Origin of the sequence: Rhodococcus sp. NPDC060090 (genome assembly GCF_042729855.1) — a bacterium.
In the GTDB taxonomy this organism is placed as follows: Bacteria; Actinomycetota; Actinomycetes; order Mycobacteriales; family Mycobacteriaceae; genus Rhodococcus.
The window spans coordinates 52219-75154 of the sequence record NZ_JBHWXB010000022.1; the positions used below are offsets into that span (position 1 = coordinate 52219).

The window sequence follows — 22936 nt, forward strand, 5'->3', positions numbered from 1 at the left end:
AAAATGCGGTCAGGATCCGGCCGCATCCGGCCATACCGTCGACGTATGGCACCAACGCGACACATCACCGTCCGCCGGGCACACACCAACAACCTGGTCGACCTCGACCTCGACATCCCGCGCCACCGGCTGGTCGTCGTCGTCGGGGTGTCCGGCTCGGGCAAATCGTCGCTGGTATTCGACACGATCGCGGCCGAGGCGGGTTACCAGCTGGGCGAGACGTTCCCGCCGTTCACCAGGAACCGACTGCCGAAATGGAGCCGGCCCGACGCCGAACGCATCGCGGGTCTGACCCCCGTCATCGTCATCGATCAGCGCAGGATCGGCGGAAACGCCCGTTCGACCGTCGGCACCATCACCGATACCTGGACCTACCTGAGATTGCTGTACTCGCGCATCGGGACACCGCACGTGGGCGAATCGAATTGCTTCTCGTTCAACGACCCCGCGGGAATGTGCCCCACCTGCTCGGGCCTGGGCGAAGTCGTCGCCAGTGCAGTCGAACGTTTCCTGGACCTCGACAAGTCGCTTGCCGACGGCGCCATCGTGCTCCCGGGCTTCGGCCACGGCGGATACTGGTACTCGTTGTACGCCGACATCGGCACGTTCGACGCTCATACCCCGCTCCGGCAATGGAGCGAGGCCGAACGCGACGCACTCTTGTACGGCGGTGAGGCCGCGGCGAAACTGGGCCGCAGGACGCCGAAGGAGTACGAGGGCGTCGTCCCGCGATTCGAACGCATCTACCTGCACACCTCCGACCATCTGTCCGAACGCAAACAGGACACCATCCGCCGCTTCACGAGCGCGCAGACCTGTCCCGAGTGCGACGGCGACCGGCTGAACAAAGCCGCCCGCACCGCGGTCGTGCTCGGCCGCACACCCGGTGAGATGTCTCGTCTCGAAATCGCCGAACTCCTCGACGTCGTCCGCACGCTCGACTCCGCCCGCGTCGCGCCGGTCGTCGCCGCGCTGACGGAACGGCTCGACGCGATGGTGAGGATCGGACTCGGATACCTGACGCTCGCCCGCCCGACCACGAGCCTGTCCGGCGGCGAATCCCAGCGCATCAAGACGGTCCGGCATCTCGGATCGAGCCTGACCGAGATGACCTACGTGGTCGACGAACCGACGGTGGGGCTGCACCCGAGTGATGTCGAATCGATGGTCGAATTGCTCGAACACCTCTGTAGCAGTGGTAACAGCGTGCTGGTCGTCGAACACGACCCCGCGGTGATGGCCCGGGCAGACGAGGTGATCGAGATCGGCCCGGGCGCCGGCGCCGCCGGTGGTCGACTCGTGTTCCAAGGGACATTCGACGACCTGCGCCGCGGCGACACTCCGACCGGACGTGCCCTGCGTCGGCGCGCACTGCCCGAGCGTGCACCCCGCCCCGAGACCGGGTATCTCACCGTCGCCGACGCACGACGCAACAACCTGCAGCATCTCACCGTGCAGATCCCCAGGAGCGTGATGACGGTGCTCACGGGTGTTGCAGGGTCCGGGAAGTCCAGTCTCGCTGCGGAACTCGTCGAACAGCACGAGGCCATCGTCATCGACCAGAAACCGGTGAGCACCAACCGTCGCTCCACCCCGATCACCTACACCGGAATCGCACCCGCGATCCGGAGACTGTTCGCGCGCCGTAACGACGTGCCGGCGAGTCTGTTCAGCGCCAACTCCGACGGCGGGTGCCCGGAGTGCAAGGGCACCGGCGTCATCTACACCGACCTCGCGTTCATGGAGGGGCGCGAAGTCATGTGCGAGACGTGCCACGGACGTCGATTCACACCCGAGGTCCTCGCGCGCACCGTCGACGGGCTGTCCATCGCGGACGTGGACGATCTGACCGTCGAGCAGGCAGTTGCCCGGTTGCCCGACAAGGGCATCGCCCGCGCGCTGGAGCAGCTCGCGGCGGTCGGCCTGGACTATCTGCGTCTGGGACAGTCGTTGAGCACGCTCTCGGGTGGAGAATGCCAGCGAGTCAAGATCGCCAAGGAACTGCGGCAGGTGGAACAGACCACCACCTATGTCCTCGACGAACCAACCACCGGGCTGCACATGAGCGACATCGACGCGCTCCTGCACGTCCTCGACAGACTCGTCGAACAGGGGAACGATGTGGTGGTCATCGAGCACAACCTCGACGTCATCCGCCGAGCGGACTGGCTGATCGATCTCGGCCCCGGACCCGGCCGACACGGCGGGACGATCCTGTTCGAGGGACGTGTCGCCGACTACACCGGATACGACACACCCACGTGTCGCGCGCTGGCCGACGCCGGCGTGGAGTGAGTCCGCACCACGCCGACCCGCCGCGCGAACGACACCGTTTTCGGGCATCGTCGAGGCAGGCACTACTGTAGGCCCAGTGAGCCTGGTCCTTTTGCCTGCAGTCGACGTTGCCAACGGTGAAGCAGTTCGCCTCGTCCAGGGAGAGGCGGGCAGTGAAACCGGCTACGGTTCCCCGCGCGACGCCGCCTTCGAATGGCAGAACGCCGGTGCCGAATGGGTACATATGGTCGATCTCGACGCGGCCTTCGGTCGCGGCGACAACCGTGAACTCATCGCGCAGGTGGTCGGTGAACTCGACGTCAAGGTCGAACTGTCCGGTGGCATCCGCGACGACGCCACCCTCGCTGCGGCCCTCGCGACCGGCTGCGCGCGGGTGAATCTCGGCACCGCCGCCATCGAGAACCCCGAGTGGTGCGCACGCGTCATCGGCGAGTACGGCGACCGCATCGCCGTCGGCCTCGACGTCAAGCTCATCGACGGCGAATGGCGCCTCCGCGGGCGCGGCTGGGTGTCCGACGGCGGCGACCTGTGGGAGACCCTCGAACGCCTCAACAGCGAAGGATGCTCCCGCTACGTCGTCACGGACGTCACCAAGGACGGCACCCTCAGCGGACCGAACCTCGATCTGCTCGGCTCGGTGTGCAACGCCACCGACGCCCCTGTCGTGGCCTCCGGTGGCGTCTCGACCGTCGACGATCTGCGCGCGATCGCCACGCTCGTCGACGAAGGCATCGAAGGCGCAATCATCGGCAAAGCCCTCTACGCAGGCCGTTTCACTCTTCCCGAAGCACTCGACGCGGTCTCACGCTGACGTCGATGGCCGCGAACACGGACCGCGAACACCTCCTCGCTGTGGCGAGCGAGGTACTCGACGGTGTGTCCGAACGGTTCGTCACCGGTCACGGAGCGCCACGGTCGGTAGACAAGGGGCGCAACGACTTCGCCACCGAACTCGACCTCGAACTCGAACGTCGCATCGGCGGTGAACTCTCCGACCGCACAGGTATCCCCGTGCACGGGGAAGAGTTCGGAGGACCGTCGGCGAGCAGCGGAGCCGTGTGGCTGCTCGACCCCATCGACGGCACCATCAACTATTCGGCCGGACTCCCGACGGCGGGCATCCTGCTCTCGCTCGTCCAGGACGGCGAACCGGTGGTGGGACTGACATGGATGCCGCTGATCGGTCACAAGTTCTCCGCAGTGGTCGACGGTCCGCTGTTGTTCAACGGTGAGCCCCGCAAGCGGCTCGAGCCCCAGCGGCTCGAAGACCACATGGTCGCCGTCGGCAGTTTCGACGTCGACAGTCGCGGCCGCGTCCCCGGCCGTACCCGCTTGTCCGTGATCACCGAACTGAGCCGGCGGGTTGCGCGGCTACGCATGCACGGCTCGACAGGCATCGACCTCGCCTACACCGCGTCGGGGGCACTCGGCGGCGCGGTCGTGTTCGGTCACCATCCCTGGGACAATTGTGCGGGGGTTGCGCTCGTCCGTGCAGCCGGTGGGATCGCCACCGACTTCGAAGGCAAGCCGTGGCGTATCGGGTGCGGATCCGTACTCGCTGCAGCGCCCGGAATCCACGATGAAATATTGGACATTCTGAGATCCGTGAGGACGGAGTCTCGTTCAGAAGGAGAATCCCGATGACGCTCGCCGTGCGAGTGATCCCCTGCCTCGACGTCGACGCCGGACGGGTCGTCAAGGGAGTCAACTTCGAAAACCTCCGCGACGCCGGCGACCCCGTCGAGCTCGCTGCCCTCTACGACGCTCAGGGCGCCGACGAACTGACCTTCCTCGACGTGACCGCCTCGAGCGGTGATCGCGGCACGATGCTCGACGTCGTCACCCGTACTGCTGAGCAGGTCTTCATCCCGCTCACCGTCGGCGGCGGGGTTCGCACCGTCGACGACGTCGACCGGCTGCTGCGCGCGGGCGCCGACAAGGTCTCGGTGAACACCGCCGCGATCGCGCGCCCCGAAGTGCTGCGCGAGATGTCGGAGCGGTTCGGCTCCCAGTGCATCGTGTTGTCCGTCGACGCCCGCACGGTTCCGGACGGGCAGGAAGCCACCCCGTCGGGTTGGGAGGTCACCACCCACGGTGGTCGCCGCGGTACAGGTATCGACGCGGTCGAATGGGCGCGACGCGGTGCGGAACTCGGAGTGGGGGAGATCCTTCTCAATTCGATGGATGCCGACGGCACCAAAGCCGGTTTCGACCTGAAGATGATCGAATCCGTGCGCGCCGCGGTAGATGTCCCCGTGATCGCCTCGGGCGGAGCCGGCGCCGTGGAGCACTTCGCGCCGGCAGTGAAGGCAGGTGCGGACGCCGTGCTCGCGGCGAGCGTGTTCCACTTCCGTGAACTCACGATCGGGCAGGTCAAGGACGCGATGCGCGCGGAAGGAATTGTGGTTCGATGAGTAACATCCTGAAGCCGGAGATCGCAGCCCGACTCAAGCGTAACGAGGACGGACTGTTCGCCGCGGTCGTGCAGGAGAAGGCCACCGGCGCGGTTCTGATGATGGCGTGGATGGACGACGAGGCGCTCGCGCGCACCCTCGCGACCCGCAAGGCCACCTACTTCTCGCGGTCCCGCAACCAGTACTGGGTCAAGGGCGAGACATCGGGACACACCCAATACGTGCACGAGGTGCGCCTCGACTGCGACGGCGACACCGTGTTGCTCGTCGTCGACCAGGTCGGTGCGGCATGCCACACGGGTACGCATACGTGCTTCGACACCGACGTGCTGCTGTAGTCGGAGAAGGATTTCTCGGCGAATCACGCCCGACCGTCCGCACTGCGGTGGTCGGGCGTGTTCGTCGTGCGCGGCGGCCCGCTGAGCCGGCGCGCCGCACGTCATACCTCCGGTGGTGACGGATCATGGTTATGTGTACTTGATCTGTGTGATGTGACACAGGCCAGTCGCGATATCGCCACAGGGGGCTCGGCGGTGTCGGAGTTCTTGCTGGATGGGCCGGTATGCGAAACGTTCCGGGATTACCCCGGCGGCCGACTCTCGGGAAGTCCCGGCGCGTCCGGAATTGACTCTGAATCATGTTGTAGTGCAGCCGATATCCCGCTTCGGTTCAGTCGATACCGTGCAGATGTGCGGGTGCGCAGGATTGCCGCGGCAGGGATCGGAGGACGATGCTGCCGAAGTCTTCGAAGCGCCGGATCGGCAGTGGCTGTGATCCAGATCTCTGAATTCGGGTGGAAGTGGCATCAGGCACGATCGCTTGAAGGCGCTCAACCTGCGGCGTTACCTGGTTGTGACCTCAAGGCCGCTGAATTGTGATCCGTCAGGGATGAACGACCTCCTTCGATACACGCGTGCGGCCCCCATATCGGAGGCCGAACCGAACTCGGTCGAATCTTGGAGCACGACCCATGTCTATTTCACATTCGCGTCATATCCGTGTCGCGATCGCCGCTGCAGCCCTGATCGGAGCGGCTACCACCGCCGTCGTCGGTACGTCCGATGCACACGCCCGTACGGCGGCTCACGCCGATGCGGTGGTTTCCGAGCCTACCCGGCACCAGGAGCCCGGCAACCTGCTCATGGCATTGGAGTTCCCCGGCCTTCCGTCGGAGGAGTGGACCGACGCGGACGAGTTTGCACTGTCCGCCTCTGTTGAATCTGTGGTCGAGTCCTCGGACGCACCCGTCAGCACGCCGGAGCCCGCCCCTGCTGTCGCTCCGGCCCCCGAGCCTGCGCCCCCCGCAGTCACCCCCGACGATCTGCGGCACATCGTGCCGGGGATCCCGGGCGAGAAGATCGATCAGTACATCGCCCCGCTGAACGCCGCGATGGCGCACAACGGCATCGACACCCCGGTCCGCCAGGCGGCGTTCATCGCGCAGCTCGCCGTCGAGTCCGACTCCTTCCGGACCTTCGAGGAGTACGCCTCCGGACGTGCCTACGAGGGTCGAGCCGACCTCGGCAACACCCAACCCGGAGACGGTGAGCGCTACAAGGGTCGCGGCGCGATCCAGATCACCGGTCGTCACAACTACGAGAAGCTGAGTCAGCACACGGGGGTGGACTTCGTCGCGAACCCCGAGTTGCTCGCCGCGCCGGAGAACGCCTTCACGACCGCTGCCTGGTACTGGACGTCACGCGACCTCAACAACGTCGCAGACACAGCAGGAATCGTCCGGGTGTCGGAACTCGTCAACGGTGGTCACCACGCGCTGTCCCGGCGCATCGCCGATTTCGAGCGAGGACTGAACGTGCTGCTCGCGCCGTAGGACCGACATACGCATCGTCACGGTGTGACGTCACCGTTCTCCGCGCTGCGGCTACAGTGCGTCCATGCCTTTGATCCAGATCAGCCAGACTCCCGGCCTCACGGACGAACAGAAGGCGACGGTGATCGCTGAGGTCACCCGTGCCTACGCTGACGCGGCAGGTAAGAATCCGTCATCGGTGTGGGTGACGATCACCGAGGTTCCGCGCGAGAACTGGGGTGTCGGCGGCACGCCTCTCGGGTAGGCCCGTCAGGATGATCGGACCATGGTGAGTTGGTGCACCCGGGCACCCTTGTAGCGAAGTCCGGGGACGGGCGGAGTCGTACCGTGCGGGGTGAACCCCATCCGCTCGAAGAACCGTGCAGCCCTGGCGTTCTCGACCAGCGTCTGAAGATGACAGCCCGGTACCTGCTCGGCGCGAAGGTGATCGAACCAGGCGTCCATCAGTCCGGTGGCGGCGCCGGTGCCGCGGGCTTCCGGTGCGACGTTGATGTGCAGGTGTGCCGGCCACCGTGGATCACGGAGGTCGCCTGCCGTGGGGGTCCTGCGGATCGTGGCTGCGGCCGCGTCGAGCATGCTGCGGCCGAAGAACGCGGCGGCCTGCCTGGTCCGAAACGGTCGGTGTCGACGGAGGGCCTCGGTGATACGTGTGTCCTCGCTCGGGAACGCCTCGGTATCGACGCACCCGGTGAGGTAGCCGACGAGGGCCCCCTCGTTCTCCGCGACGAACAGCGATGCGGGTTCGCGGTCCATGTACGGATCGAGGTAGACGGCCGCCTCGGAATCGTAGTGCCCCCACAGTGATTCGGTAGGAGATCCCTGTCCTGCGCGTTCGAACAGTGCGCGCAAGGCGGTTCGATCGCGGTCGTCGAATCCCCGAATTCGCATTCGGTCACCCTACACCGGCGATCAAGCCTTCCCGGTGCCCTCGGCGATTCCCTTGTCGAGCTGGGTCAGCAGAGCAGCCCCTAGGGTCGTCAGGGTATCGACCTGTTCGTCGTCGAGTCCGTCGAACACGAGGCGGCGAACGGTGTCGACATGCCCGGGTGCAGCCTCGGTGACCTTGGTGTACCCATCGTCGGTGAGCACCGCGTACGAGCCGCGGCTGTGCGGGATGGATTCGCGACAGACCCAGCCCCGCTTGGAAAGTCGGGTGATGACGTGGGAGAGCCGCGACAGTGACGCGTTGGCGTCCTCGGCCAGAACCGACAGCTGCAGACGACGATCGGGAGCCTCCGACAGAACTGCGAGTACGAAGTACTCGAAGTGTGTGAGGTCGGCGTCGCGTTGCATCTGCGTGTCGAGCGCCGCAGGTAGCCGAGTGATTACGGACACGAGCGAACGCCACGCCGTCTGCTGTCGGTCGTCGAGCCACCGGGGTTCGTCGCTGCTCATGGTCGAAACCAGCCTTTCTTGCTGTCGCGCTGCTCGTGTCAGCCTGTCAAACCGGTCGGCGACGGCCGGTGGCGGGGAATGAAAGCCGGGCGGTGGAGCGTTCACGTGTATGATACTTGAAGCTTCAATATAAGGAGAGTCATGAACGCGTTGCCCGCGCTGTTCGTCAGCCACGGTGCTCCACCCCTCGTCGACAGCGAGCTGTGGGTCTCCCAGCTGGAGACGTGGTCGTCGAACCTGCCGCGTCCCACCGCGATCCTGATGGTGTCCGCGCACTGGGAGTCGGCGCCGCTCACGATCGGCTCGACCACCACCGGTACACCTCTGACATACGACTTCGGTGGGTTCCCGCGCCGCTTCTACGAGGTCACCTACGAGTCCCCGGGCGCGCCCGATCTGGCACGCAAGGTCGCGGCACTGATGCCCGACGACGAGCCGGTGGTCCAGCAACCCCACCGCGGTCTCGACCACGGTGCATACGTCCCACTCACCGTGATGTACCCCGGCGCCGACATCCCCGTGCTGCAGATCTCGCTGCCGAGCCTCGACCCCGCGCGCCTGCTGGCCCTGGGTGAGCGACTGCGCCCGCTACGCGACGAAGGTGTGTTGATCATCGGGTCGGGATTCACCACCCACGGCCTGCCGTTCCTGCGAGACATGCGCCCGGAGGCTCCCGCGCCGAGCTGGTCCGCAGAGTTCGACCACTGGGCCGCCGAAAATCTCGCCGCCGGCGACATCGACACCCTGCTCGACTTCGAGCGCCGTGCACCGGGTATGCCGTACGCCCACCCGTCCACCGAGCACTTCGCGCCACTGTTCGTGACCCTCGGTGCGTCCAGTGACCCCGGACAGCAACCGGACCAGGTCGTCGACGGCTTCTGGCTCGGTTTGGCGAAGCGCTCTTTCCAGGTCGCGTAGGGCTGCCGACGCGCCCGGCGACCCGCGGCTGAGCCTGCTGCCGCGGTGCCTGGGATGATGAGCCCATGTCCGGCGAGCCCACCACCATTCCCGCAGCCACCACGACCACGTCCGCCGGGGGGTGGTCGGACTCCACCACCTCCCGGGAACAATTCCGGCTGCTCGCGGCCGAGCACCGCGTGGTCCCGGTGACCCGCAAGGTGCTGGCCGACGCGGAGACCCCGCTGTCGGCGTACCGGAAGCTTGCGGCCGACCGGCCCGGCACGTTCCTGCTGGAATCAGCAGAGAACGGACGGTCGTGGTCGCGCTGGTCGTTCATCGGCGCAGGGAGCCCCGCGGCGTTGACGGTTGTCGACGGTGAGGCCGCATGGTTCGGCCACGTACCCGCGGGGGCTCCTGCCGGCGGAAACCCGATCGACGTGCTCGACGAGACCCTTGCGCTGTTGCACACCGACCGCATTCACGGACTGCCGCCGCTCACCGGAGGCATGGTCGGGTATCTGGGCTACGACATCGTCCGCCATCTGGAGAAGTTGCCCTCGCTCGCTGCCGACGACCTGCAGGTCCCCGAGATGGTCATGTTGCTCGCGACCGATCTCGCCGCTGTGGACCATCACGAGGGCACGATCTGGCTGATCGCGAACGCAGTCAACTGGGACGGGTCCGACGAACGCGTGGACGAGGCCTACGACGACGCCGTCGCGCGCCTCGACCGCATGACAGCCGACCTGGCCGCTCCCGCGTCGTCGACCGTCACCACCTTCTCGAAGCCTGAGCCCGACTACCGGCGTCAGCGCACCACCGAATCGTTCTGCACCGACGTGCGTAAGCTCATCGGCGACGTCGAAGCCGGTGAGGCATTCCAGGTGGTGCTCTCGCAGCGATTCGAAATCGATTGTGAGGCAGAACCGTTCGATGTGTACCGGATGCTTCGCGCCTCGAACCCGAGCCCGTACATGTTTCTGGTCCACATCCCCGACGCCGACGGCGGGACGGCGTTCTCGATCGTCGGCTCCAGCCCCGAAGCGCTCGTGACGGTCGTCGACGGTGTCGCCACGACGCACCCCATCGCGGGCACCCGTTGGCGCGGCAAGGACGAAGAGGAGGACATCCTTCTCGAGAAGGACCTCATCGCCGACGAGAAGGAGAACGCCGAGCACCTCATGCTCGTCGATCTCGGCCGCAACGATCTGGGACGTGTCTGTGAGCCCGGCACCGTCAAGGTGCACGACTACCGGCACATCGAGCGCTACAGCCACGTCATGCACCTGGTGTCGACAGTCACCGGGCACCTCGCCGACGGCAAGCACGCCCTCGATGCCGTGACTGCCTGTTTCCCGGCGGGGACCCTGTCGGGCGCACCCAAGGTGCGGGCGATGGAACTCATCGAGGAACTCGAACCGACCCGCCGCGGCATCTACGGTGGGATCGTCGGATACCTCGACTTCGCCGGCGACGCCGACACTGCGATCGCGATCCGTTCCGCCCTCGTCAAGAACGGGGTGGCCTACGTGCAGGCCGGTGCGGGCGTGGTCGCCGATTCGGTACCCGAGGCCGAGGACGCCGAGGCGCGGAACAAGGCCATGTCCGCGCTCGCCGCGGTCGCCGCGGCAGCCACCCTGACCCCGTACGGAGGCGACGCCGAGTGACAGACCCGGAACCCACCCAGTCGGAACCCACCCAGTCGGAACCCACAGCCGACGACTCGACCCGGCCGGTGCGGCGACGATCGACCGCGCTTGCCGCGGTGCTCCTCGTCGTCGCGGCCGCAGCGCTGTGGGCATCGAGCCGTATGACCTGGGTGCAGGTGGACTCGGCCGATGGTCTCGGCACCGACCGGATCACCGACCTGGACGGCGGCACCTGGGCTGCCGCGACCACCCCGCTCGCCTTGGCGCTGCTCGCAGCGGTGGCCGCGGCGTTCGCGGTGCGTGGCCGTGCGGTGCGGATCGTGGCCGGCGCGGTGGCACTCGTGGCGGTGGCCGCGGCGATTCCGGTGGTGCAGTTGTTCACCTCCGGGGTGGATCCGGACACTGCGCAACAGGTCGCCGAGCTGCCCGGTCGAGCCGCAGTGGTGGCCACCGAGGTTTTCCCGCTGCCCGCGATCCTCGCCGGTGTCGGCGCGTGTGTGGCACTTGCCGCGGCGGTCGCGTTGTGGCGTACGCCGAGTGCACAGGCCGGCCTGTCATCGAAGTACGACGCTCCCGCTGCGCGCCGTGAGGCGGCTGTGCGCAGCGCTGAAGCGGACGAGCCGGTGTCCGAGCGGACCCTGTGGGACAGCATCGATGCGGGGCACGATCCGACCGTCGACCACGAGGGCGACGATGCCGAAGGCGACCCCGACACGAAGTCGGGCGAATCGGGGACCCGCCGCTGAGTGGTGTGGCGAGGCGGACTAGGCTGGACACTACTTCCGATGAAGTTCATCACATCGGGATTGACATGGGGCGAAAGGACTCGAGCCACGATGACAGTTCTCGACTCGATTCTCGAAGGAGTGCGCGCAGACGTCGCCGCTCGGGAGGCGGTCGTCGACTTCGCTTCCGTCAAGGCCGCTGCGGCCGCTGCACCCTCGCCGATCGACGCCAAGGCGGCGTTGCTCGAGCCGGGTATCGCGGTGATCGCCGAGGTGAAGCGCGCAAGCCCGTCGAAGGGTGCGCTCGCCGAGATCGGCGACCCGGCCGAGCTCGCCAAGGCATACGAGGCCGGCGGTGCTCGCGCGATCAGCGTGCTGACGGAGGAACGTCGATTCCACGGCAGCCTCGCCGATCTCGACGCTGTGCGTCGTGCTGTGCGTATCCCCGTGCTGCGCAAGGACTTCGTCGTCGGCCCGTACCAGATCCACGAGGCACGCGCGCACGGCGCCGACATCGTGCTGCTGATCGTCGCTGCCCTCGAGCAGACCGTGCTGCACTCGCTCATCGAACGCGTCGAGTCCCTCGGGATGACCGCGCTCGTCGAGGCGCACACCGAGGAGGAGGCCGACCGGGCGCTCGAGGCCGGTGCCAGTGTCATCGGGATCAACGCGCGCAACCTCAAGACCCTCGAAGTCGACAAGAACACCTTCGGCCGAATCGCGCCGGGACTACCCTCCGACGTCCTCAAGATTGCCGAGTCGGGCGTTCGTGGGCCGGCCGACCTGCTTGCGTACGCGGGGGCAGGGGCCGACGCAGTGCTTGTGGGTGAAGGCCTGGTCACCAGCGGTGATCCGCGCCAGGCCGTCGCGGAACTGGTCACGGTCGGCACGCATCCGTCGTGCCCGAAGCCGTCGCGCTGAGCACGACACCGCGCCCGTCCCGCTCCGGGGACGGACCCGCGCAACCCGGCGGTGAACTGACGCCGCCGGTGGGGCAGACTGGACCTGTGACTGCAGACGATCCCGCACTGTCCGCCAAAGGTCGCGGACTTCCCCTCATGAGCGAAGCCGTCTCGACTTCGACCGCGCATGAACCCGATGCCCGAGGGCATTTCGGAGTATTCGGCGGACGCTACGTTCCCGAAGCTCTCATGGCGGTCATCGAAGAGGTCACCGCGGCGTTCGAGAAGGAGCGCACCGATCCCGGGTTCCTCGCCGAACTCGACAGGCTTCAGCGTGATTACACCGGGCGCCCGTCGCCCGTCTACGAAGCCACCCGCCTGAGTGAGCACGCCGGGGGAGCTCGCATCCTGCTCAAGCGTGAGGACCTCAACCACACCGGCTCGCACAAGATCAACAATGTGCTGGGTCAGGCGTTGCTCGCCAAGCGAATGGGCAAGACCCGTGTCATCGCCGAGACCGGTGCCGGGCAGCACGGCGTGGCCACCGCCACCGCATGCGCCCTGCTCGGGCTCGAATGTCGCGTGTACATGGGTGAGGTCGACACCGAACGTCAGGCGCTCAACGTCGCCCGCATGCGCCTGCTCGGCGCCGAGGTCATTGCGGCGAAGACCGGCTCGCGCACCCTCAAGGATGCGATCAACGAGGCGATGCGCGACTGGGTCACCAACGCGGACAACACCTACTACTGCTTCGGCACCGCTGCCGGACCACACCCGTTCCCCGCGATGGTCCGCGATTTCCAGCGCATCATCGGCCTCGAGGCGCGCGCGCAGGTCCGCGAACTGACGGGCCGTCTCCCCGACGCGGTCGTCGCATGCGTCGGCGGCGGCTCCAACGCGATCGGAATCTTCCACCCCTTCATCGACGACGCGTCGGTCAAGCTCGTCGGCTTCGAAGCAGGCGGCGACGGGGTCGAGACCGGCCGACATGCCGCGACCATCGGCGGTGGCACTTACGGGGCTCTGCACGGCGCATACTCGTATCTGCTGCAGGACGAGGACGGCCAGACCATCGAATCGCACTCGATCTCGGCGGGCCTCGACTATCCCGGAGTCGGCCCCGAACATTCGTGGCTCAACGACACCGGTCGCGCCGAGTACCGTGCGATCACCGATACCGAAGCGATGGACGCGTTCGGACTGCTGTGCCGCACCGAGGGGATCATTCCCGCGATCGAGTCGGCGCACGCCGTCGCAGGTGCACTGAAGCTCGGCCCCGAACTCGGTGCGGGTGCGATCGTTCTCGTGAACCTGTCCGGTCGCGGCGACAAGGACGTCGACACCGCGGCCAAGTGGTTCGGGTATCTCCCCGCCGACAACGACACCAGCACCGAAGGAGCAGCGCAGTGAGTGCCCCGCACGAACGCCTCACCGAGATCTTCGCGACCTGCCGCGCCGAGAAGCGTGCTGCACTCGTCGGATATCTGCCCGTCGGATACCCCACGGTCGACAAGTCCCTCGAGGCCATGACGACCCTCGTCGAGGGCGGCTGCGACCTCATCGAGGTCGGGATTCCCTACAGTGACCCTGTCATGGACGGCACCACGATCCAGGATGCGGCGTTCGAGGCCATCGCGAACGGCGTGCGGGTACGCGACGTGTTCACCGCCGTCGAGGCGATCACCGCCGCCGGTGGTGCCGCCGTCGTCATGACCTACTGGAACCTCGTGATGAAGTACGGCGTCGATAACTTCGCCAGCGACCTCGCGGCCGCCGGCGGACTCGGCATCATCACTCCGGACCTGATCCCCGACGAGGCCGCAGACTGGATTGCAGCCTCCGACAAGTACGGACTCGGACGCACCTTCCTCGTCTCGCCGTCGTCGACCAACGAGCGTCTCGTGAACACCCTCGAACAGTGCCGCGGATTCGTCTACGCCACCTCCACGATGGGCGTGACCGGTGCACGCGACGTCGTCGACAACCGCGCACCCGAACTCGTGGCCCGGGCGCGCCTGCACTCGGACATCCCGGTCGGTGTCGGTCTCGGTGTCCGCAACGGCGCCCAGGCAGCGGAGATCGCAGGCTACGCTGACGGTGTCATCGTCGGTTCGGCGCTGGTCACCGCAGTCGCTCAGGGCCGTGACGCCCTGCTCGCGCTGACGCAGGATCTCGCGAAGGGCGCACGCTCCGCTACCGTGGCGTCGTGACTTCGACCGCAGCAGTCCTGGCCTACCTACCCAGCCCACCGCAAGGTGTCTGGTACGTGGGACCGTTTGCCCTCCGCGCCTACGCACTCTGCATCATCGTCGGCATCATCGTCGCAATCTGGTGGGGCGATCGCCGCTGGGTCGCCCGCGGCGGGCAAGCAGGAACGGTCCTCGACATCGCCGTGTGGGCAGTGCCGTTCGGCCTCATCGGTGGCCGCCTCTATCACGTCGCAACCGACTGGCAGAAGTACTTCGGTGACGGCGCCGACCCGATGGATGCTCTGAAGATCTGGGAGGGCGGCCTCGGGATCTGGGGCGCCGTGGCCTTCGGTGCACTCGGTGCGTGGATAGGCTGCCGTCGACGGGGTATCCCGTTGCCGGCATTCGGTGACGCCCTCGCGCCGGCGATTCTGCTCGCCCAGGCCATCGGCAGGCTCGGAAACTGGTTCAACCAGGAACTGTACGGTCGCGAGACCACCGTGCCGTGGGGTCTCGAGATCTACGAGCGCGCCGACGATGCGGGCCGGAGTGCGCCGGGGCTGATCGACGGAGTGTCGACCGGTGTGGTCGCGTTCGTCGTCCACCCGACATTCCTGTACGAGCTGCTGTGGAACGTGGCAGTGGTCATTCTGCTGGTACTCGTCGATCGCAAGTTCACGATCGGTCACGGCCGTCTCTTCGCGCTGTACGTGGCCGGCTACTGTGCAGGCCGATTCTGGATCGAGCTCATGCGCGCCGACACCGCCACCGAGATCGCGGGTATCCGCATCAACAGCTTCACCTCGGGCATCGTGTTCGTGCTCGCCGTGGCCTACGTGATCTTCGCCCGTAAGGGCAGGGAAGCACCCGAGACACTCGACCCCGGTGCAGCGGAAGCCGAGGTTGCTACAGCAGAAGATGCGGCAACCGCAGAGGCGAAGACCGGCGCGAAAGATGCCGACGGCGGGCAGAAGGAGCCGAAGGAGAGCGACCAGGCGGCGGATCCGGACGAGTCCGACTCCGCCGGTAAGGTCGGAAACGGTACGTCCGGCACGAGCAAGGGGGAGAAGAAGTGACCACACCCGATCCCGGTAACTCGGACAAGCGGGGCGCCCCGGAGGGGCGCGATCCCGTCGACAAGCCGGATCTGCGAAAGCAGACCGATCCCACACCGCCGTCATCGTCCGCGGAGAACACGTCCGAGACCACCCACGAATTCGGCCGGACCTTCGACTACGACGCGACCGCACAGGCATCGCTGTCCGAGCAGTCGCCGACCCCGGAGTCGTTGGGGGGCTCCGTCGGCACCCCGGGGCCGGGATGGGACACCTACTCGGGTGTGGGCAACGGGCCGGGGTGGGGCACCACCCCGAGCTACCCACCGCCGTCGGAGAACCTGCAGTCCGACTACCCGGCACCCGGCAGCGCCGAGTTCGGAGCCGGCGCGCCGCACTCGTATCCGAGTGCCCCGCAGCAGGGCTACACACCGCCGCAATACGGCGCGCAGGGGCCGGTCTACGGCACCCCCGACCCGCAGTACCCGACCGGCGGTACGCAGTACCCGACCGGTGGTGCCCCGGGGTACCCGACACCGAACGAGTTCGGCGTGTCGCCCGATCCCTACGGCGGACAGCAGCCGTACGGTGCCTACGGCCCGCCGCCCGGCTATGGCCCCCCGGCCGGATACGTCGACCCGTCTGCGCCGTACGGCCGCGACCCCTATACGGGCGAGCCGTATTCCGACAAGTCCAAGGTCACGGCGGGCATCCTCGAGATCCTGCTGGGCGCCTTCGGCGCCGGACGCTTCTACCTCGATCAGCCCGGCATCGCCATCGCTCAGATTGCCGTCACATGGCTGACGTGCGGTATCGGTGGAATCTGGCCGTTGATCGACGGCATCCTGATGCTCACCGGCAAGGTTCGCGACAATCACGGTCGTCCGCTGCAACCGTGACGCCGCCGAATCCTGTACGCGTCGACCGGCCGGTGCCGGAATGGTGGCGCGGCGGCGAGGGGACTAGGCTCGTTCCGTGACCCGACGTACCAAGATCGTTTGCACCATGGGCCCCGGAACTGCCGATCCCGACGTTCTACGAGAACTCGTCGACGCAGGCATGAACGTGGCCCGACTCAACTTCAGCCACGGAGAACACTCCGACCACGAGGGACATTACAACCGGGTACGCGCGGCCGCCGAGGCCACCGGTAACGCGGTGGGAATCCTCGCCGACCTGCAAGGTCCCAAGATCCGGCTCGGCCGTTTCGCCGAGGGTCGCACCGTGTGGGAAAACGGTGAAGTCGTGCGGATCACCGTCGACGATGTCGAGGGAACGCACGATCGGGTGTCGACCACCTACAAGCAGCTTGCGGAGGACGCCGTCGCGGGCGACCGACTTCTCGTCGACGACGGCAAGGTCGGTCTCGTCGTCGAATCCGTCGACGGTAATGACGTGGTGTGCCGCGTCACCGAGGGCGGGCCGGTCAGCAACAACAAGGGTGTGTCTCTGCCCGGCATGAACGTGTCCGTCCCCGCCTTGTCGGCGAAGGACATCGCCGACCTCGAGTTCGCCTTGAAGCTCGGCGTGGACTTCATCGCACTGTCGTTCGTGCGCTCGCCTGCCGATATCGAACTCGTCCACGAGATCATGGACCGGGTCGGACGTCGTCTCCCGGTCATCGCGAAGCTCGAGAAGCCGGAGGCGATCGACAACCTCGAGGCCGTCGTCCTGGCCTTCGACGCGGTGATGGTGGCGCGCGGCGATCTCGGTGTGGAGCTTCCGCTCGAGGAGGTGCCGCTGGTGCAGAAGCGCGCAATCCAGATCGCCAGGGAGAACGCCAAGCCCGTCATCGTCGCGACACAGATGCTCGAGTCGATGATCGAGAATTCCCGGCCCACCCGCGCCGAGGCATCGGATGTGGCCAACGCGGTGCTCGACGGAGCCGACGCGGTGATGCTGTCCGGCGAGACCTCGGTGGGTAAGTTCCCGATCGAGACGGTCAAGACCATGGCGCGGATCGTCGGCGCTGTCGAGTCGGACTCGACCGACGTGCCGGCTCTGACTCACGTGCCACGGACCAAGCGCGGTGTGATCTCCTACGCGGCGCGCGACATCGGTGAGCGGCTCGACGCGAAGGCGCTGGTGGCGTTCACCCAGTCCGGCGATACCGTCCGGCGACTCGCTCGATTGCACACCCACCTGCCGCTCCTCGCGTTCACCCCGGTTCCACATATCCGCAACCAGCTCACCCTGACCTGGGGTACCGAGACGTTCTCCGTCGAACCGGTGGACACCACCGACCAGATGGTCGAACAGGTCGACCTGGCGTTGCTGTCGCTCGGCCGGTATCAGCGCGGCGACCTCGTCGTCATCGTCGCCGGTGCCCCTCCGGGACGCTCCGGTTCGACGAACCTCATCCACGTGCACCGCTTGGGGGAGAAGGACAGTCGGTGACCGACTCCGAGTCACGAGGTTGCTCAGGTGATCTCGACGTGCTCCTCGGTCTGCTCGATCTCGAGCAGACCGAGGAGCACGTCTTCGTGGGGCAGCACCCGGCGCAGACCGGATCCCGGACCTTCGGGGGCCAGCTCGTTTCCCAGGGGTTGATCGCGGCCGGCCGCACAGTGGGGGACCGTCCGGTGCATGCCCTCAACGCCCATTTCATTCGAGGCGGTGACGTCAAAGCGCCGATCGAGTACCATGTCACGTCGCATCGTGACGGCCGTGATTTCGCCAACCGCATGGTCACCGCCGTGCAGGATGGTCGCGAGCTGTGCGTCATGCTCGTGGCATTCCAACGGTGGGGCAAAGGCCTCGAGCATTCGGTCGAGGTTCCCGAAGTGCCGATGCCGGAAGCACTTCCACCGATAGGTGACCGCCTGCGCGGGTTCGAAGAGCAGCTACCGCACTTCGTCGGTGCACTCAAGCCCATCGACATGCGCTACGCGAACGATCCGGCGTGGGTGCTCAAAGGCACCGGGGAGCGCTTGAACCACAACCGGGTGTGGATGCGCTCCGACGGCGGCCTCCCCGACGAGCCGTTGTTGCATGTCGCGACACTCGCCTACGGCTCCGACACGACGGTGCTCGATTCGATCCTGACGACGCACGGTCTGTCGTGGGGTCTGGACCGCATCGTCGCTGCCACCGTCAACCATTCGATCTGGTTCCACCGTCCACTGCGATTCGACGAATGGCACTTGTATGCCACGGAATCCCCGGTCGCCGCGGGATCGCGGGGAATGGCGACAGGCCGCTACTTCACCCTCGAAGGTGAACTGGTGGCGACGGTTGTGCAGGAAGGGCTCGTGCGGCATTTTCCTCCTCGCCGATGACGAGGATCAGTCCTCGGTGAGTGTGTCGAGGGCGGCCGTGAGTCTGTGCATGGAGTCGAGCGCCGCGTCGAGTTCCGCTCGGCCCATCACTTCGACAAGACGCGCGGCAGCTGCAGCATGTGCGGGAGCCAGCGCGCTCACGGCGTCGTGTCCGGTCTGGGTCGGTGCCACGAGTTTGGCGCGTCGGTGCGCAGGGTTCGGCCGGTATTCGGCCATGCCGCGTTCAACGAGCAGATCCGCGATGCGCTGCACACTCTGTCTGGTGATCCCCATTTCGCGGGCTATCGCGGAGACGGGGAGCGGCTCGCGTAGCACGGCTCCGAGCACCTGCCACCACGCGGCGGTCAGGCCGACGGGTCGTGTCAGGGTTTCGGCCAGTGCGAGGAACTGGCCGTTGAGGCGGAACGAGGTGATCGCGACGCCGCTGAGTAGTTCCTGATCGGTTCGGAGGCGGTCGGCCATGGCTATGACTCCATGAGTCGGAAGAAGCCCGAGGGGTCACGGTCTGCATACAGCGCGAACCACGCGTCGAGGACCTCCGGCTCGTAGACGTCGAGCTGGTCGAAGATAGCGCGCGCGAAGTGGACGGGTGCGATACCGGAGGCAGTGATCAGGCCCCGATCGGCCACCGCGGGCTCGTCGCGGTACAGGGCGCTGCCTGCGTAGCCGACTTCGTCGAGGAACTCGGCGGCGTTGCTGGTGTGAGTGCGGTCGTCGAGGAGTCCGGCGGAGGCAAGGGCGCCGGTGGCGCCGCAGATCGCAGCGACCGGGACGGCTGCGTCGAGGAACTCGCGGGCCTTGCTGGTGAACGGGATGTACGCGTCGGTGTTCCAGATGTCGTTGCCCGGGAGGATCAGCATGGCGCTGTCGTGCGGCCGGAGTTCGTCGAGGGTCAGGTCCGGAACGATCCGCAACCCGCCTCTCGTCGTGATCGGATCGCGGGTGGCGCCGACCGTGGCGACGGCGAGGCTTCCGGGGTTCTTCTGGAATTCGGGATTGTTGATTCCCGCGACGGCGTATCCGTATTCCCAGTCGGCGAGTGTGTTGTACAGGGCGAGGTGAACCGTTCGAGTCATGACAGTATTCTGTCGATAAGACAGCATGTTGTCAATGATGCTGGTGGCTCGAACGGAGTGTTTCCGCCGGGCGACGTGCTCGGCGGGAACGCTAGGTTCGGAAGGGCATGTGGTCAGCCGTAGTGGCAGACGTAGCTGACGGTTTCGGTGACGACGATGTCGAATGAGGAGTTGCCGGGCGCGGAGAAGGTGTCGCCGGCGCGGTAGGAGGTCCAATCCTCGCTGCCTGCGAGTCGGATTCGGCAGGTGCCCCTGTGCAGTTCCATGACTTCGGGAGCGTCGGTACCGAAGTTCAATGTGGCGGGCAGGATCACGCCGGCCGTCTTGCGGGTGCCGTCGGCCAGATGGAACGTGTGGCTCACGCACGCGCCGTCGAAATAGACGTTGGCGCGCGGGTCGAGCGTGACGTTGGTGTAGGTCGGAGTCGGCTCAGTCATGTGCTAGAGCGTAGCGAGGCGAATGTGGGCTGTTACCCGGAGGGGCAGCCGCACTGCCCATCGAGGATGGCCCCGACCTTGGCGGCGACGAGCGGCGAATCAAGGTGGGGATGCGGGTCTTCCACCGCCACACTCCACTGGCAATGGCGTGGTTGCGAAGACTTACTGTGGACTGCATGTCATCGATCAGGAACCTCTCGGTAGGGTTGCCCGTCCGCTCGGGGCACGTTCTCGTGCTCGATGGTGTGGACCGGGTGACAGGCGAAGTGTTTCACCGCGCGATCGGTGGCGGCATCGAGTTCGGTGAGACTGCCGAGGCTGCGCTGCGCCGGGAGTTCACTGAGGAACTGGGCGTCACACTCGGAGCTATCGAACTACTCGCAGTGGTCGAGAGCATCTTCGAGTACGAGGGCAACCCGGGACACGAGATCGTCCACGTCTTCGCGGTCGAGTCTGCTGAGATCGATGCGATTCCTCTGGGTGCGCGGTTGCGGGTGCTCGACGAAGGCAGCCCGATTCGATGGGTTCCGATCGGTGAGGCGAACCGCCCGTTCTACCCGACCGGCATCGCGGAGATGCTGGATACCGTTGCCTTCTGGTGAGCAAACGTGATCATGCTCGCAGAAGGATCCGTACGACCTGATCCAGCCCGGCGCGGCGATGGCGATCGGTGCGCTGCCCGCGCTCGCGTCCGGCAACGAGAAACCGCGAGCTGAGCCAGCAGTGGGCCCGCGTGATCTATGAGGATCAATCTGCCGCTGGATCTTCCACTCGATCACGGCCTCGGCCGTCGGTTGCTTCTGAAGGCACTGCAGGGGACCGGTATCCCCGTCACACCGGTCCCGGATGCAGACTGCGTCAAGTGCCGGAACGCGGCGTAGAACAAGGTATTACGCCGAGGATTTCGTAACCATGACGGTCCGGTGTGGTGACGTTGCTCTACGTGTGGTCTGCGTTTTCGCCGTGAAGGTCAACGGCATGACCCGCAGGCTGATCTGCCGCACACTCGGAAAGTATGCAGGGCGGTCCTCCCCACAGTTCGCGAAGCCGCGCTTGGGACGTGTTGTCATCCGTACAGTTCAACACCCTGTTCTCTTCCCAGCTCCCGGGAGCCGTCGGTGGCCGCGGTTATCGTTCGCGGTGTGTACCTGCAAGGCCGGAGGTCTGATCATGTGTGGACGCTATGCAAGTACCAGCAGACTGGGAATTATTCGACTGGACGCATCCCTGGGTGCAGGTATAGGTACTCCACCTGAAAGCGGCAGGTCGCGAAGCCTCTGTGGCGCACCATGGAACGAATACTTGATCGGACTGGAGCATCGTCGCCGCTGGACCTGAGTGAAGTGGTCTACGACGCGCGAGAGAATGATCCTGTCCATGATCAATGTCATTGGATAGGTTGTTCGCATGACGGACGCCTCGGGCTCGATCCGATGACCATTGACGTTCAACCGGGAGATCAGGTCGGCGACGTCCCGAGCGGCGGGGCTGGTTCGGAAGGTCGGAAGCCGCGGCGCCGATTCCTTCGCGTGTTCACCTGGATTTTCCTCGGGGTGGTTGCGATCGTCGTCGTCGGCGTCGCAGGGTCGACAGCCTTCCACTGGTGGCAGACGCCCCGCGACAAGCAGGCCATCGAACAGGCCATCGGACCCGTGCACCGCTACGTCGATGTGGACGGACATCGGATGAGCGTCGCGGTCCAGGGTTCCGGTCCACGAACCCTTGTTCTCATGCCTGGATTGGGCACACCCGAACCGATTCTCGACTTCGCCCCATTGGCGCAGCGCCTCGCTGAGCAGAACACAGTGGTCACCATTGAGAACTTCGGGTTGGGCCTGAGTGAAGGCACCGACGCACCTCGAACCAGTGAGAGCATAGTCAACGAGATCCGTTCTGCACTCACGACTCTAGGATTGGATGGGCCCTATGTCCTGATGCCCCATTCGATCTCAGGACTGTATGCGATGTGGTGGGCCACGAATCTGCCCGACGAGGTCGCTGCCGTGGTGGGTCTCGACGATGAGCGTTACACGACCGAACTTGCCGAGGGCACCCCGGAGTGGCCGGGCTGGATGTCCACCGTCACGGCTTTGGGCGGTGTCCGTGACCTGATCGCACTGGACACACGCACCGATTACCTGGGACTGGCGGCCGACTACCGGGAAAGCCTCGGCGACGCCGACGAATACACCCCCGAGCAGCAAGAACTGTATCTGCGGGCGTACTCGTGGGTGTTGAACTCGACCATGCTCACGGAGACTGCACGCGAAGCCGAGAACGTGCGCGCTATCGAAGGGGCCACATTCCCGCCGGCGATGCCGGCCATGTCTTTCTTGGCCTCGTCGTCGTTGACGGCGGACCCGGAATGGGAGTCCTCGCACGACGCTGCGATCAGCAATCCGTCCATCCAGAGGGTCTCGGTGCTGGATGGGCACCATTATCTGTTCCATGCGCAGGCGTCCACGATTGCCGAGATGACACAGAAGTTCCTCGACGATCACGTCCCGGTGCCCTGACGCTTTGAATGGGTAGCGCAGTGTCAGGCTGAACGGGTTTTACGTGCAGGATCTCGCCCCATGGACCGGTTCTATTCGAATCAGGACCAGACATGATGGACATGGATTCGTCGAAGGTGCTGCTGTGGTCGGGAAGTTCAGGCGCCCAGCTTCTGGAAACAGTTGCAACAATGATGCTCTTAAAGATGCTTCGGTAATAGGGTGTGTCGCTGCGCGTGATTGATGCCGTGCTACTTGATCATTGAACAATGGCAGGGAAGAAGACTGATTCCGG

24 protein-coding genes are annotated in these 22936 nt (G+C 66.0%); 19 read left to right on the forward strand and 5 right to left on the reverse strand.

Going from position 1 to position 22936, the window contains the following annotated elements:
• Window positions 1-45: 45 nt before the first annotated feature.
• The 7 genes from ACFWCF_RS23940 to ACFWCF_RS23970 all read left to right on the forward strand — a co-directional run bounded on the left by ACFWCF_RS23940 (window position 46) and on the right by ACFWCF_RS23970 (window position 6784).
• Window positions 46-2295, forward strand: coding sequence for an ATP-binding cassette domain-containing protein (locus ACFWCF_RS23940; RefSeq protein ID WP_378566968.1), 2250 nt, complete (start codon window positions 46-48; stop codon window positions 2293-2295).
• Window positions 2296-2371: 76 nt separating this feature from the next.
• On the forward strand, window positions 2372-3106 hold the full coding sequence (priA, locus tag ACFWCF_RS23945) for a bifunctional 1-(5-phosphoribosyl)-5-((5-phosphoribosylamino)methylideneamino)imidazole-4-carboxamide isomerase/phosphoribosylanthranilate isomerase PriA (protein WP_378566971.1): 735 nt from the start codon (window positions 2372-2374) through the stop codon (window positions 3104-3106).
• Between the two features lie 5 nt (window positions 3107-3111).
• On the forward strand, window positions 3112-3939 hold the full coding sequence (locus tag ACFWCF_RS23950) for an inositol monophosphatase family protein (protein ID WP_378566974.1): 828 nt from the start codon (window positions 3112-3114) through the stop codon (window positions 3937-3939).
• Window positions 3936-4709 (forward strand): imidazole glycerol phosphate synthase subunit HisF, encoded by a 774-nt coding sequence (hisF, locus tag ACFWCF_RS23955; protein ID WP_378566977.1) that lies wholly within the window; start codon window positions 3936-3938, stop codon window positions 4707-4709. Before ACFWCF_RS23950 ends, hisF begins: the two co-directional genes overlap by 4 nt.
• Complete coding sequence (gene hisI, locus ACFWCF_RS23960) at window positions 4706-5047, forward strand: phosphoribosyl-AMP cyclohydrolase (RefSeq protein ID WP_378566980.1); 342 nt, start codon at window positions 4706-4708, stop codon at window positions 5045-5047. Before hisF ends, hisI begins: the two co-directional genes overlap by 4 nt.
• A 632-nt stretch (window positions 5048-5679) precedes the next feature.
• On the forward strand, window positions 5680-6540 hold the full coding sequence (locus ACFWCF_RS23965; RefSeq protein WP_378566983.1) for a glycoside hydrolase family 19 protein: 861 nt from the start codon (window positions 5680-5682) through the stop codon (window positions 6538-6540).
• Window positions 6541-6604: 64 nt separating this feature from the next.
• On the forward strand, window positions 6605-6784 hold the full coding sequence (locus ACFWCF_RS23970) for a 4-oxalocrotonate tautomerase family protein (protein WP_378566986.1): 180 nt from the start codon (window positions 6605-6607) through the stop codon (window positions 6782-6784).
• A 5-nt stretch (window positions 6785-6789) separates the two neighbouring features.
• Here the strand turns inward: ACFWCF_RS23970 and ACFWCF_RS23975 are convergent, their stop codons facing one another.
• A complete protein-coding gene (locus ACFWCF_RS23975; RefSeq protein WP_378566989.1) occupies window positions 6790-7428 on the reverse strand; it encodes a GNAT family N-acetyltransferase in 639 nt (212 codons plus the stop codon).
• Window positions 7429-7449: 21 nt separating this feature from the next.
• Entirely contained in the window at window positions 7450-7935 is a 486-nt protein-coding gene (locus ACFWCF_RS23980; protein WP_378566992.1) for a MarR family winged helix-turn-helix transcriptional regulator, read from the reverse strand.
• A 141-nt stretch (window positions 7936-8076) separates the two neighbouring features.
• Between ACFWCF_RS23980 and ACFWCF_RS23985 the strand changes: the two genes are divergently transcribed.
• The 10 genes from ACFWCF_RS23985 (at window position 8077) to ACFWCF_RS24030 (ending at window position 18633) form a co-directional block, all read left to right on the forward strand.
• Window positions 8077-8853 carry a dioxygenase gene (locus ACFWCF_RS23985; protein WP_378566995.1) on the forward strand — a complete coding sequence of 259 codons (777 nt, stop codon included), beginning with the start codon at window positions 8077-8079 and terminating at the stop codon, window positions 8851-8853.
• A gap of 65 nt (window positions 8854-8918) precedes the next feature.
• Window positions 8919-10502: an anthranilate synthase component I gene (locus ACFWCF_RS23990; protein ID WP_378566998.1), complete on the forward strand. Its 1584-nt coding sequence runs from the start codon at window positions 8919-8921 to the stop codon at window positions 10500-10502.
• Window positions 10499-11230 carry a TIGR02234 family membrane protein gene (locus ACFWCF_RS23995; RefSeq protein ID WP_378567001.1) on the forward strand — a complete coding sequence of 244 codons (732 nt, stop codon included), beginning with the start codon at window positions 10499-10501 and terminating at the stop codon, window positions 11228-11230. Before ACFWCF_RS23990 ends, ACFWCF_RS23995 begins: the two co-directional genes overlap by 4 nt.
• Window positions 11231-11320: 90 nt before the next feature.
• Window positions 11321-12130 (forward strand): indole-3-glycerol phosphate synthase TrpC, encoded by an 810-nt coding sequence (gene trpC / locus ACFWCF_RS24000; RefSeq protein ID WP_378567004.1) that lies wholly within the window; start codon window positions 11321-11323, stop codon window positions 12128-12130.
• 137 nt (window positions 12131-12267) lie between these two features.
• Complete coding sequence (gene trpB / locus ACFWCF_RS24005) at window positions 12268-13521, forward strand: tryptophan synthase subunit beta (protein WP_378567046.1); 1254 nt, start codon at window positions 12268-12270, stop codon at window positions 13519-13521.
• Window positions 13518-14321, forward strand: coding sequence for a tryptophan synthase subunit alpha (gene trpA, locus ACFWCF_RS24010; protein ID WP_378567007.1), 804 nt, complete (start codon window positions 13518-13520; stop codon window positions 14319-14321). The genes trpB and trpA overlap by 4 nt, the downstream gene beginning before the upstream one ends.
• Window positions 14318-15376, forward strand: a complete 1059-nt coding sequence (gene lgt, locus ACFWCF_RS24015) for a prolipoprotein diacylglyceryl transferase (RefSeq protein ID WP_378567010.1) — start codon at window positions 14318-14320, stop codon at window positions 15374-15376. The genes trpA and lgt overlap by 4 nt, the downstream gene beginning before the upstream one ends.
• Complete coding sequence (locus ACFWCF_RS24020) at window positions 15373-16254, forward strand: NINE protein (protein WP_378567013.1); 882 nt, start codon at window positions 15373-15375, stop codon at window positions 16252-16254. Before lgt ends, ACFWCF_RS24020 begins: the two co-directional genes overlap by 4 nt.
• A 76-nt stretch (window positions 16255-16330) precedes the next feature.
• Window positions 16331-17752, forward strand: coding sequence for a pyruvate kinase (gene pyk, locus ACFWCF_RS24025; RefSeq protein WP_378567016.1), 1422 nt, complete (start codon window positions 16331-16333; stop codon window positions 17750-17752).
• Entirely contained in the window at window positions 17749-18633 is an 885-nt protein-coding gene (locus ACFWCF_RS24030; protein WP_378567019.1) for an acyl-CoA thioesterase, read from the forward strand. The genes pyk and ACFWCF_RS24030 overlap by 4 nt, the downstream gene beginning before the upstream one ends.
• A gap of 6 nt (window positions 18634-18639) precedes the next feature.
• Here ACFWCF_RS24030 and ACFWCF_RS24035 read toward each other — a convergent pair whose 3' ends face one another.
• From ACFWCF_RS24035 to ACFWCF_RS24045, 3 genes are all read right to left on the reverse strand, one after another.
• The gene (locus tag ACFWCF_RS24035; protein ID WP_378490145.1) at window positions 18640-19095 is read right to left on the reverse strand and encodes a MarR family winged helix-turn-helix transcriptional regulator; all 456 of its coding nucleotides are present in this window, start codon (window positions 19093-19095) and stop codon (window positions 18640-18642) included.
• A gap of 2 nt (window positions 19096-19097) precedes the next feature.
• Entirely contained in the window at window positions 19098-19709 is a 612-nt protein-coding gene (locus tag ACFWCF_RS24040; RefSeq protein ID WP_378567022.1) for a DJ-1/PfpI family protein, read from the reverse strand.
• A 113-nt stretch (window positions 19710-19822) separates the two neighbouring features.
• The gene (locus ACFWCF_RS24045) at window positions 19823-20146 is read right to left on the reverse strand and encodes a pyrimidine/purine nucleoside phosphorylase (RefSeq protein ID WP_378567025.1); all 324 of its coding nucleotides are present in this window, start codon (window positions 20144-20146) and stop codon (window positions 19823-19825) included.
• A gap of 176 nt (window positions 20147-20322) precedes the next feature.
• Here ACFWCF_RS24045 and ACFWCF_RS24050 point away from each other — a divergent pair, with 176 nt between their 5' ends.
• A complete protein-coding gene (locus ACFWCF_RS24050; RefSeq protein ID WP_378567028.1) occupies window positions 20323-20748 on the forward strand; it encodes an NUDIX domain-containing protein in 426 nt (141 codons plus the stop codon).
• Window positions 20749-21675: 927 nt separating this feature from the next.
• On the forward strand, window positions 21676-22662 hold the full coding sequence (locus ACFWCF_RS24055) for an alpha/beta fold hydrolase (protein ID WP_378567031.1): 987 nt from the start codon (window positions 21676-21678) through the stop codon (window positions 22660-22662).
• Window positions 22663-22936: the final 274 nt, after the last annotated feature.